The sequence below is a fragment of the Tepidibacter hydrothermalis genome (assembly GCF_029542625.1).
Classification (GTDB): Bacteria; Bacillota; Clostridia; order Peptostreptococcales; family Peptostreptococcaceae; genus Tepidibacter_A; species Tepidibacter_A hydrothermalis.
Window position 1 is genome coordinate 3,972,653 of sequence record NZ_CP120733.1, and the last position, 11,962, is coordinate 3,984,614.

The following is an 11,962-nucleotide window of genomic DNA, read 5'->3' on the forward strand; positions in this document are numbered from 1 at the left end:
TTATATTTTGGAAATAATATGTAGTAGTATTAATTTAGGAGGGGTATTATGTTTGATAAATTTACTCAAAGAGCTAGAAAATCACTAGATATAGCAACTCTAGAAGCCAGTAATATGGGACATAATTTAGTTGGAAGTGAACATATATTATTGGGTATTTTAAAAGATAGCACGAGTATATCTGGACAAGTTTTGAATAAGTTTGGAGTTACTCAAGAACTAATAAAGCAGCGTATGCCTTTATACATACAAATAGGTAATTTAAAAGTTAAAGTAATTGGATTTAGTCCAAGAACTAAGAAAATATTTGAACTTTCATTTATGCAGGCAAAGGTACTAGGACATAACTATATTGGAACAGAGCATATACTTTTGGCAATTATAAAAGAAGGTGATGGAATAGCGTGGAGGATATTATACGATTTGGGTATAAACATGAATGAACTAAGTAAAGAAATATTAAACTGTTTAAAGGATATAAACATAACGCACCAAAACAATGAAAAATTTGACAATAAGAATATACCAACACTTAATAAATATGGAAAAGATCTTAATAAATCATATGAAGATGGAAAGTTAGATCCTGTTATAGGACGAGATAGCGAAATACAAAGAGTTATACAAATAATAAGTAGAAGAACTAAGAATAATCCTGTACTTATAGGAGATCCAGGGGTAGGTAAAACAGCCATAATAGAAGGTCTAGCAGGTAAAATAGTATCAGGAGATGTACCAGAAATATTGAAAGATAAGAGAATATTATCACTAGATTTAGTTGGTATGATAGCAGGTGCCAAATATAGAGGAGAATTTGAAGAAAGAATAAAGAATGTAATGATTGAATTAAAGAATAATCAAAATATAATATTATTTATAGATGAGTTACATACAATTGTTGGAGCTGGTAGCTCAGAAGGTTCTATGGATGCATCTAATATTTTAAAGCCTGAGCTTTCTAGAGGTGAAATACAAATAATAGGAGCGACTACTGTTGATGAATATAGAAAATATATAGAAAAGGACTCTGCTCTTGAAAGAAGATTTCAACCAGTTATGGTTGAAGAGCCGTCTATTCAAGATTCTATAAATATAATAAAAGGACTTAGAGACAGATATGAAGCTCACCATAATGTAAAAATAACTGATGAAGCGATAAATGCAGCAGTCAATTTGTCGCATAGATATGTAAATGATAGATTTCTACCAGATAAGGCTATTGATTTGATCGATGAAGCAAGTTCTAAGGTAAGACTTTCTAATTATGTTCCTCCTAAAGATATAAAGGATATGCAAAATAGATTGGAAATTTTAGCAAAAGAAAAGGAAGAAGCTATAAGGAATCAAGATTTTGAAAATGCTGCAAGTGTAAGAGATGAAGAAAAAGAAATAAAAGAAAAGCTAGAAAAGACTCAAAAATCTTGGAAGAAAGATTCTTCAAAATCATCTGATGTGGTTGATGAAGAAGATATAGCGGATATAGTATCTTCATGGACTAAAATACCTGTTAATAAGCTTATACAAGAAGAAAGTAAAAAACTTTTAAATCTTGAAAATATAATAAGCAATAGAGTTATAGGACAAAAAGAAGCTATAAAAGCTGTATCAAAAGCTATAAGAAGGGCTAGAGTAGGTCTTAAAGACCCTAAAAAACCAATAGGTTCATTTATATTTTTAGGACCAACAGGAGTCGGTAAAACAGAACTTTCTAAAGCGCTGGCTCAGGTGATGTTCTCTAGTGAAGATAGCATAATAAGAATAGATATGTCTGAATATATGGAGAAACACTCTGTAGCAAAGTTAATAGGATCTCCTCCTGGATATATAGGTCATGAAGAAGGAGGTCAGCTTACTGAAAAAGTAAGAAGAAATCCTTATAGCGTAGTATTATTTGATGAAATAGAAAAAGCACACCCAGATATATTTAATATATTACTTCAAATATTAGATGATGGAAGGTTAAGTGATTCTAAAGGAAGAATAATCGATTTTAAAAATACTGTAATAATAATGACGTCTAATGTAGGTGCTCACAATATATACAATCAAAAAACATTGGGATTTAAGAAGCATTTAGGAAGTGAAGAAATTCAGAAAAGTGAATATGAGAAAATGAAAGAAAATGTTATGAAAGAGCTTAGATTAAAATTTAAGCCAGAGTTTTTAAATAGGATAGATGAGATAATAGTTTTTCATTCTCTAGATCAAGAACATATAGATGAAATAGTAAAGCTTATGATTAAAAACTTACAAGAAAGATTAAAAAGCATGGATATAAATTTAGAACTTGAAGATTGTGCAATTAAGTTAATAGCAAAAGAAGGGTTTAATAGAGAATATGGAGCTAGACCTCTTAAAAGATCTATACAAAAACTCCTTGAGGATAATATTTCAGAGGAAATTTTAAAAGGAAATATTAATAATGGAGATGATATAATAGTTAAAGAAAATAACGGTAAGCTGTTATTTGAAAAAAGAGCTTAATTTTTTAAGCTCTTTTTTGTATATAAGTGAATCATATTATTTTAAATATTAGGATAAAGTTAAACTTAATTCACATGGAGTTTTAGAACTTTTATCTTTGGGATAAAATTAGATGAAAGTTAATAAAAATAATTACTGTTTATAGAAATATAAATTGTAAGACATTGGTGAAAATATAAGTTATGAGGGGAAATAAAGAGAATTTTTTGTTTCCCAAAATATATATTTTTTGGTATCCTATAATTAGGATAAAGCGAAACTTAATTTAGATGGAGATTTTACCGGAGTTTAAGTTTTAGACATGTAATTTGTGGGTAATCTAATCCAGAAGATGTTAAGCTATTATCTCCAATCTTAACAGGATGGAGTTTTAGAACTTTTAGCTTTAAGATAAATTCAATTTATTCAAATTAATTAAAATGTAAAGGTGATATTATGGCTAAAATTAAGAGCAAGTATGTTTGTCAATCATGCGGATATGAAAGTTTAAAGTGGATTGGTAAATGTCCAGAATGTGATGATTGGAATACATTTGTAGAAGAAATAGAAGATAAAAAAAGTAAACATGATCTTTTTATAATAGAAAAAGAAGTTCAAAAACCTGTACCTATAAATAAACTAGAAATAAATGAACAAGAAAGATTTTCAACGTGTATAAATGAGTTAGATAGGGTATTAGGAGGAGGAGTAGTTAAAGGATCTTTAATATTAGCAGGTGGAGATCCTGGAATAGGAAAGTCTACTCTTTTGATTCAAGTTGCAGACAATGTAGCGAAAAGTGGCAAAAAAGTTTTATATGCATCTGGAGAAGAATCTATATATCAGATAAAAATGAGAGCAAAAAGGCTTGATATAGAAAGTGAGAACTTATATATATTCGCAGAAAATAATCTTGATATAATAGAAAAACAAATAGATAATATAAAACCAGATATGATAATTGTTGACTCTATACAAACAGTATATAGTCCCCAAATAACTTCTACTCCTGGAAGTGTCAGTCAAATAAAAGAAGGAACTTCTAGATTTATGAAAATATCTAAAAAAGTAGGTATATCAACTTTTATAGTTGGGCATGTAACAAAAGAAGGGTCACTTGCTGGACCTAAAATACTTGAGCATATGGTTGATGCTGTACTTTACTTTGAAGGAGAACGATATAATACATATAGAATGATTAGATCTGTTAAAAATAGATTTGGTTCTACTAATGAACTAGGAGTATTTGAGATGAGAGATAAGGGACTTATAGAAGTTGAAAATCCATCAAAAATACTTATTTCTGAAAAACCAAAGGGAGTATCAGGATCTGTAATAGTTGCAACTATAGAAGGTACAAGACCTATGCTGGTAGAACTCCAAGCTCTTGTTTGTCCTACTAGTTTCGGTATACCCAAAAGGGCTGCAACTGGAGTTGATTACAATAGGGTTTCTCTTCTTATGGCAGTTCTTGAAAAAAGAGCAGGTATGCAAATACAAAATCAAGATATTTATATAAATGTTGTTGGAGGAATAAAACTTAATGAACCAGCTATTGACCTTGGAATAGTAATATCTATAGCTTCTAGTTTTAGAAATATAGAAACAAATGAAAAAACTGTTGCCATTGGAGAAGTAGGTTTAACAGGGGAAATAAGAGGTGTAAGTTTTATAGAAAAAAGAATAGCAGAATGTAAAAAATTAGGTTTTAATAGAGTTATAGTTCCTAAAAGTAATGTAAAGGGATTAGAAAATATGGACGATATTAAGATTATAGGTGTAGAAAATATAAGAGAGGCTTTAGACTTTGTACTAGGAGGGTAAACATAAATGAAAGAAAGTTTTATAAAAGACACAGAACAATTAAATTGCTTGAAGATGATAGCACCAGGAACACCTCTTAGAGAAGGTCTAGAGAATGTTCTAAGAGCAAAAACTGGAGCGTTAATTGTAATAGGAAATAGTGAAGAAATAATGAAAATAGTTGATGGTGGGTTTAATATAAATTCTGATTTTTCACCTGCATATTTGTATGAACTTGCAAAAATGGATGGAGCAATAATAGTAAGTAGTGATGGAAAGAAGATACTTTATGCAAATACTCAATTAATACCAGATCCATTAATACCATCATCAGAGACAGGAATAAGACATAGAACGGCAGAAAGAGTTGCAAGACAAACTACTGAGATGGTTATATCTATATCACAAAGAAGAAATATAATAACTTTATATAGAGGATATAGCAAATATGTTATACAAGAAACATCAAAAATATTAACAAAGGCAAACCAAGCTATTCAAACTCTTGAAAAATATAAATCTGTGCTAGATCAGGCTATGATAAATTTAAGTGCTTTAGAATTTGAGGATTTGGTAACTCTTTATGATGTTGCAACAGTTGTTCAAAGAACTGAAATGGTTATGAGAATAGTTACAGAGATAGAACATTATATAATAGAGCTTGGAAATGAAGGAATATTAGTTAGTATGCAGTTAGAAGAATTAATAGGAAATGTAAAAGAAGATGCAGAAATGGTATTTAAGGATTATAATATAATTAAAGATAGAGATTATTCACATTTCAAAAAATCTATTAGAAATTTCTCATCGGAGGATTTACTCGAGCTTAATAATATAGTAAGGCTTTTGGGTTATACTGCTAGTAATATAGACAATATAGAATATACAGTTTATCCAAGAGGATGGAGAATTCTTAGAAAAATATATAGATTACCTAAAAGTGTGGTTGAGAATTTAACGGATCATTTCCATAATTTCCAGTCTATATTAAAAGCTACTATTGAAGAACTTGATGATGTAGAAGGTATTGGAGAGATAAGAGCTAGATACATAAGAGATGGATTAAGAAGAATACAAGAACAAGTATTACTTGATAGACATATTTAAAAATTTTATTACAAAAAGGGCATGTACATGCCCTTTTATTTTAAATATAAACGTATTACTTTAAAGTAGGTTATATATTCCTAGTGTTTGAAGTTTATTGTTTTCTTTTTTCAAAACATCTTCCAAACTTATATTTAGTGATTTACAAAGAGCAGCTATATAGAAAAGATGATTTCCTAGTTCTTCTTCTATTTTTTCTTTACAATTATCACATAAATCGCCTGATATATGGTTATCCATATAATTAGAAAGTTCATTAAATGTTATATCTTTTGGTGGATTCTGTTTTTTACCTGATATTTCAATACAACCACAATTAGTAACAGATTTTATTATTGCTCTGTTTGTTTTAGAATTACTTTCTTCAAGTTTAGTTATTATATCTAAGATACTCTTATGTCTTATTAATGAATTATTTACTGAATTTTCAAATTTATCGAAATTGAATTCATTCATTTTAAAATCACCTCATAATAATTATAATAAGAAAACGATTGCAGGTCAATTGTATAATTTTTTTCATAATAGGTAATAATAGAACATTTAAATACAAAATATAATTGACATACTGCAATTTAATGTGATAAAATAAATGTTTTGGTTTGACTATTTGAAACGATTGGTATATACTATAATAGATTATTATTTTGAAGGGAGAAATTTTATGTTTAATATAGGTGACAAAATAGTTTATCCTAATTACGGAGCAGGGATAATAAATTCTATAGAGGAAAAAGAAGTATTAGGAGAGAAGAAACAGTATTATATTTTAAACATGGTTATATCTGAAGTTGAGATAATGATACCTATTGACAATATTAACAAGCTAGGAATAAGACATATTATAGATAATGAAGAGTTAGAAAAATTAATGAATATAATTAAAGATGAAAAAGGGGATATGGATCAAAAGTGGAATAAAAGATTTAGAGATAATATGGATAAAATAAAAACTGGGGATATATATGAAATAGCTGTTGTTGTTAGAAATTTAATGATACAAGATAATCAAAAGGGACTTTCAACAGGAGAAAAGAAAATGTTAAATGATGCTAAAGATATGCTTATTAGTGAATTAACATTAGTTCTTGATGATACTTCTGAAAATATTAAAGAATTAATAGAAAGTAATATAAATTTGGATTAAAAAATAAAATATAGACGATACTTTAAATAGGAGGTGAAATAGTGATAAACAAAATTATAAAAGGGATTATGTCTTTAATAGGTATAACTATTGGGATTGGAACTTATTTCTCTGTAGTTGGAGCTTTTCCAAATCTATTACCGGCATCTCAAATATCTATAATTTTAGGATCTATGGTATCTGGTCTTATAATGGGATTTATATTTTTCTTAATTGCTCCATGGCTTATAGAAGAGGGAAAAAATATAGCTAATTTTGTGGAAACAGAATTATCAAAAGTACCACCAATAGAAATTTTGATAGGCTCACTAGGGCTTATAATTGGATTGTTCATAGCGTATTTAGTAAGTAATTTATTACTTCAAATACCTGTTCCTATACTTGGAACTGTTCTTTCTGTACTTGTGTATATTCTTATGGCATATATAGGAATAAAAATATCTGTAAGATACAAGGAAGATCTGTTCAACATAACATCTATAATTAAGATACCTAATACTAAGGACAAGTCTAATAGCAAAAAAGAAGTAAAAGATAAGCCTAAGTTATTGGATACTAGTGTAATAATAGATGGTAGAATAGCAGATATAGCTAAGACTGGATTTGTAGAAGGAAAAATAGTTATCCCTGAATTTGTACTAAAAGAACTTCAACATATAGCTGATTCATCAGATGATTTAAAAAGAGTAAGAGGTAGAAGGGGCCTTGATATCTTAAATAAGATACAAAAAGAGCTTGATATTGAGGTTGAAATAACAGACAAGGATATAGAAGAGGTTAAGGAAGTTGATATTAAACTTTTAAAATTAGCACAAATCATGGGTGGAAAAGTTGTCACTAATGACTTTAATTTAAATAAAGTAGCTCAATTTCAAGGTGTTGAAGTATTGAATATAAATGAACTGGCAAATGCGGTAAAGCCAGTTGTTATACCAGGGGAAGAAATGATAGTTCAAGTTATAAAAGAAGGAAAAGAATCAGGTCAAGGAGTAGCTTACCTAGATGATGGAACTATGATTGTAGTAGATGGAGGCAGAAAGTATATAGGAGAGACTATAGACGTTTTAGTAACATCTGTTCTTCAAACTGCAGCAGGTAGAATGATATTTGGAAAACCAAAAACAGCAGCAGAAAAATCATCATAAAAAGACTTTGCCAATGGCAAGGTCTTTTTTTTATAATAAAAACAGTTTACTTTTTTACATTTATAGTGTAAAATTACACTATAATTAAAAAAAGAAACTCTGTTGAGGTGGTTGTATGAACAAAGAAGAAGTAATTGATATAGTTTCGAGAAAGTTAAAGCTTGTACGAACAGAGTATAATTTTTCTCAAGATAAGATGGCTGAAGTGATAGGAATATCAAAAAAGACATTAGTTCAAATAGAAAAAGAGAGAAATTCTTTGTCATGGAGTACTTGTATTGCTGTTTGTAGTATTTTCAATGAAAGTGAAATACTTAAAATGAGCTTTGGAGAAGAACCTGTAAAGCTTGTACAAGTAGTAGCTCTTGGAAAAATGTACTTTCCTAAAAATAAAACAGGTGGAGGTAAAATATGGTGGAAGGATGTAGAGAAAACTGATTGTTTTAGAATACAACAAAATATAATTACATTTCATTATAGAATACTAGATGATAAAAACTATAGATTATATAGTTCGTTTGATAAGGAATATATATATGAAAAATTTAAAAGTTTAATAGACCAATAGTTAGGAGGTATGTTGATATGAAAAAAAGGAAGATTAGTAAAAATAGGCTTAATTTTCTAGAAGAAGAGCTTGAGTTTATGAAAAAAGAAAATCTAATAAGTCCAGAGCAAAAGATAGATATAATAGATAATTATGATATTGTAAGATTAAATTTCGTTAGAATAATACTCACTATAGGAGCGATATTAGTAGGACTTGGAATAATTAGTTTTATAGCTAGTAATTGGAATTATATAAGTAAAATAACAAAGGTATTTATGATTATAGGATCTTATATAGGATTTAATATATTAAGCTATAAGTTAGAGAACAAGTATCCAAAAACTAGTAAGAGTTTCTTATATATTGGAGCACTTATATATGGTGCTGGTATATTCTTAATAGGACAGATATTTCATTATGAAGGACATTTTTCAAAAGCATTTTTATTTTGGGGTGTAGGGATAATTCCTTTAGCCTTACTATTTAAAGATAAACTTGTATTTATATTCTCACATGTATTTTTATTAGTATATTTGATGAACTCATATAATTTAGATTATTTATCTTACTTTATAATTCTAATAATACCAGTTTTATATTATATAAATAATCACTTAGGAAACAGCAAAGTAGGAACGTTTTTCAATAACTTAGTATTACTAAGCACAGTATTATACTTTTTAGGTAATTATAATGTAGATGAATTCTATACAACCGTTGTATTTTTAATAATAGGATTATTTATGTATTATGGAAAGGTAAATGTTAACAGAGATATATTTAAGATACAAGGATTAATAGTATTTGGAATATCAGGATTAATTCTAACAAGTCCTTATATATGGGAAGAAAGTTTTAAATTTATAAAAAGTGGAGTTACTATAAGTTTAATATTCTCTCTTTTATATGTACTATATCTTTTCCATGAGACTAACAAAGGAAATTTAATATCTCTAATATTTATATGTATTACTATAATCAGATATTATTTTGATACATTCTATGATTTTATGCCAAAGTCAATGTTCTTTATAACATCAGGAGCTATACTTTTATTATTTGGACATTACTTTGAAAGAATGAGAAATAAAAGAGGGGGTGAATTCATTGAAAAATAATAAATATATAATATCGATGATTTTACCTATAATTATATTGATAGGCATGGCTATGACTCCTCTTATGACTTATTATAAAGGGAATGAAATAATAATTAACACAAAACCATATGATCCAACAGATCCGTTTAGAGGGGATTATATATATATGAACTACGATATAAATGATATAAACTTAAGTCAAATACCAGATAGATTAATAGATAAAGAAGATTATTATCAAGATAAACTTTCGAATAAAGATTTATATGTTGTTCTAAAAAAAGAAAATGAGATTTATAAAGTTGATTATTTAACTGATAAAAAGCCAAAAGATAAAATTTATTTAAAGGCAAAGTATAATCATACTATTACAGATTGGGAAGAAAAGAAGGACAATGAAAAAGAAAATATTATAGGGATTAGAGTTTCATATAACTTAGATAAATATTTTATTGAAGAAAATACAGGATCTGATTTTGAAAAGAAAGCTAGAGAAGGAAAGTTAAAGGCTAAAGTTAAGGTTTATAACGGTTATAGTTTATTAATAGATGTATTTTAATGATAAGCGAACTTAACAATAATAGATTACCTTTTATTAAAGGAGGAAATAAAATGAAAAAAATTACTAAGACTCAAATTACAACTATAATTTTTCTTATTTCTTATGGTATATGGGAATTTTATGTAGCAAGATGGGCTGCAACAGAATCTGGACCAATAATAAGAGTGGATTTAGTTGTTATTTATCCAATATTGATATTATTTATTTTTCTTTCTTTAGGACAATTATTTAAAAGAAAAAATAGACTTAGAAGATAGTATGTATTAAATAATAAATGCATTTATAGATTTTTAGACAATGGAGGATATATAAAATGAATTTTATTAATGGAGAATTTAAAATACCAAAATTAGTAGGTATTATGCATATTTTGTTTTTATTAAGTATTATCGCTCATTTCGCTGAGCTTACTTATATAAGTGGAATGTTTACAGCTCCTCTTATGGCTATGTTATCTTGGATTATAGGCGGAGCTTCAGTTATAGTATGCTTATTAAAGAAATCTTTTGTAATTGCTTTAGCTGATGCTTCATTAGTTTTAATTTTGTTTTTATATTTTGGAACATTAGGATCTTAAAAGAATACTACAAAAATAGCTTATATATTTATATAAATATATAAGCTATTTTTGTAGTATAATCTATTTTAGAGGTGATTTAATGAATAGTGCAGTTATAGTTGCTGCTGGAATGGGCAAGAGAATGAAATCTAATATAAACAAGCAGTATATAAAGTTAAGAGATAAAGAAGTAGTTGCTCACACTATTGAAGTTTTTGATAAAAATAATAATATAGATGAAATAATTGTTGTTGTACGAGAAGATGAGGAAGAGTTTTTCGTGGAACATGTACTTAATAAGTATAATTTCGACAAAAGAATAAAAATAGCATATGGAGGAAATGAAAGACAAGATTCGGTTTATAATGGTCTTAAAAAGGTAAACAAGGATTGTAGTATAGTGTTAATACATGATGGTGCAAGACCTTTTGTAAGTGATCTTATTATAAATAATTCTATTGAAGAAGCAATAGAGAATAAAGCTGTTGTAGTTGGAGTTCCTGTTAAGGACACTATTAAGGTATTGGATGATAACAACATAATTACTAATACACCTAATAGAAAGTATGTATGGGCAGTTCAAACTCCTCAAAGCTTTGATTATACCATTTTAATGAATTCATATGAAAATGCATTTAAAACAAACTTTTATGGGACAGATGATGCTATGTTAGTTGAAAATATGGGTTATAATGTTAAGATGATAATGGGATCGTATGAAAATATAAAGATGACTACAAGAGAAGATTTGAATTTTGCTGAGCAAATACTTAAAAGTAGAGAGTAGGGTGATTTTATGATAAGAGTTGGAATAGGATATGATGTGCATAAGTTAGTGGAAAATAGAGATCTTATTATAGGTGGTGTTAAAATTGAGCATGATAAGGGGCTTTTAGGTCATTCTGATGCCGATGTACTTACACATGCTATAATGGATAGTATACTTGGAGCCATGGCTCTTAAAGATATAGGAAAGCACTTTCCAGATAATGATCCAAAATATAAAGGGGCAGATAGTATAAAATTATTAGAATATGTAGGAAATCTTGTGAATAATAAAGGTTATAAGGTCAATAATATAGACAGTACAATAATAGCTCAAGCTCCAAAGATGGCTCCTCACATAGAGAATATGAGAGAAAAAATATCAAATGCATTAAACATACATATAGATTCGGTTAATGTAAAAGCTACAACTGAAGAAGGGCTTGGATTTACAGGAACAAAGGAAGGTATATCTTCCCAAGCTATATGTTCTTTAATATTAGTTGACAAAAAATAAATTATAATATAGAATTAATAATTAAAATTTATAATAATTTACAAACATAGAAAGAGAATAGTAGATAATCTATCTTCACAGAGAAAAAGCCATTGGTGAGAGGTTTTTAAGAGAAGTTTATTGAACCAGCTCTGGAGTTTAAGAACGTTAAAAAGTTCTTACGGTAGGACCCGTTAAATCCTATTAAGAGAGCAATATACTATTATTGCTAACTAGAGTGGTACCGCGGAAGATAAGCCTTTCG

At 28.0% G+C, this 11,962-nt stretch carries 13 protein-coding genes and 1 other annotated feature (1 of these 14 only partly in view); of the genes, 12 read left to right on the forward strand and 1 reads right to left on the reverse strand.

Annotation, left to right across the window (positions count from 1 at the left end; all coding sequences use genetic code 11):
* Nucleotides 1-45 precede the first annotated feature (45 nt).
* The 3 genes from P4S50_RS18965 (at nt 46) to disA (ending at nt 5,373) form a co-directional block, all read left to right on the forward strand.
* A complete protein-coding gene (locus tag P4S50_RS18965) occupies nt 46-2,484 on the forward strand; it encodes an ATP-dependent Clp protease ATP-binding subunit (protein ID WP_277734781.1) in 2,439 nt (812 codons plus the stop codon).
* 435 nt (nt 2,485-2,919) lie between these two features.
* A complete protein-coding gene (radA, locus tag P4S50_RS18970; protein ID WP_277732325.1) occupies nt 2,920-4,287 on the forward strand; it encodes a DNA repair protein RadA in 1,368 nt (455 codons plus the stop codon).
* A 6-nt stretch (nt 4,288-4,293) separates the two neighbouring features.
* Nucleotides 4,294-5,373 (forward strand): DNA integrity scanning diadenylate cyclase DisA, encoded by a 1,080-nt coding sequence (disA, locus tag P4S50_RS18975; RefSeq protein WP_277732326.1) that lies wholly within the window; start codon nt 4,294-4,296, stop codon nt 5,371-5,373.
* A gap of 60 nt (nt 5,374-5,433) precedes the next feature.
* Here the strand turns inward: disA and P4S50_RS18980 are convergent, their stop codons facing one another.
* Nucleotides 5,434-5,829 carry a nucleoside triphosphate pyrophosphohydrolase family protein gene (locus P4S50_RS18980; protein ID WP_277732327.1) on the reverse strand — a complete coding sequence of 132 codons (396 nt, stop codon included), beginning with the start codon at nt 5,827-5,829 and terminating at the stop codon, nt 5,434-5,436.
* A 208-nt stretch (nt 5,830-6,037) separates the two neighbouring features.
* On the opposite strand from P4S50_RS18980, the gene P4S50_RS18985 reads away from it, so the two are divergent.
* From P4S50_RS18985 to ispF, 9 genes are all read left to right on the forward strand, one after another.
* Nucleotides 6,038-6,520 carry a CarD family transcriptional regulator gene (locus P4S50_RS18985; RefSeq protein WP_277732328.1) on the forward strand — a complete coding sequence of 161 codons (483 nt, stop codon included), beginning with the start codon at nt 6,038-6,040 and terminating at the stop codon, nt 6,518-6,520.
* A 41-nt stretch (nt 6,521-6,561) separates the two neighbouring features.
* Entirely contained in the window at nt 6,562-7,665 is a 1,104-nt protein-coding gene (locus P4S50_RS18990; RefSeq protein WP_277732329.1) for a PIN/TRAM domain-containing protein, read from the forward strand.
* Nucleotides 7,666-7,780: 115 nt separating this feature from the next.
* On the forward strand, nt 7,781-8,233 hold the full coding sequence (locus P4S50_RS18995) for a helix-turn-helix transcriptional regulator (protein WP_277732330.1): 453 nt from the start codon (nt 7,781-7,783) through the stop codon (nt 8,231-8,233).
* A 17-nt stretch (nt 8,234-8,250) separates the two neighbouring features.
* Nucleotides 8,251-9,333 carry a DUF2157 domain-containing protein gene (locus tag P4S50_RS19000; protein WP_277732331.1) on the forward strand — a complete coding sequence of 361 codons (1,083 nt, stop codon included), beginning with the start codon at nt 8,251-8,253 and terminating at the stop codon, nt 9,331-9,333.
* A complete protein-coding gene (locus P4S50_RS19005; RefSeq protein ID WP_277732332.1) occupies nt 9,323-9,874 on the forward strand; it encodes a GDYXXLXY domain-containing protein in 552 nt (183 codons plus the stop codon). Before P4S50_RS19000 ends, P4S50_RS19005 begins: the two co-directional genes overlap by 11 nt.
* Nucleotides 9,875-9,927: 53 nt before the next feature.
* Nucleotides 9,928-10,134 (forward strand): hypothetical protein, encoded by a 207-nt coding sequence (locus P4S50_RS19010; RefSeq protein ID WP_277732333.1) that lies wholly within the window; start codon nt 9,928-9,930, stop codon nt 10,132-10,134.
* A gap of 56 nt (nt 10,135-10,190) precedes the next feature.
* On the forward strand, nt 10,191-10,454 hold the full coding sequence (locus P4S50_RS19015) for a hypothetical protein (protein ID WP_277732334.1): 264 nt from the start codon (nt 10,191-10,193) through the stop codon (nt 10,452-10,454).
* 82 nt (nt 10,455-10,536) lie between these two features.
* Nucleotides 10,537-11,223 carry a 2-C-methyl-D-erythritol 4-phosphate cytidylyltransferase gene (gene ispD, locus P4S50_RS19020; RefSeq protein ID WP_277732335.1) on the forward strand — a complete coding sequence of 229 codons (687 nt, stop codon included), beginning with the start codon at nt 10,537-10,539 and terminating at the stop codon, nt 11,221-11,223.
* A gap of 12 nt (nt 11,224-11,235) precedes the next feature.
* Nucleotides 11,236-11,718, forward strand: a complete 483-nt coding sequence (gene ispF, locus P4S50_RS19025) for a 2-C-methyl-D-erythritol 2,4-cyclodiphosphate synthase (RefSeq protein WP_277734782.1) — start codon at nt 11,236-11,238, stop codon at nt 11,716-11,718.
* Between the two features lie 38 nt (nt 11,719-11,756).
* Nucleotides 11,757-11,962: a binding site (T-box leader), on the forward strand; it runs 8 nt beyond the window's last position.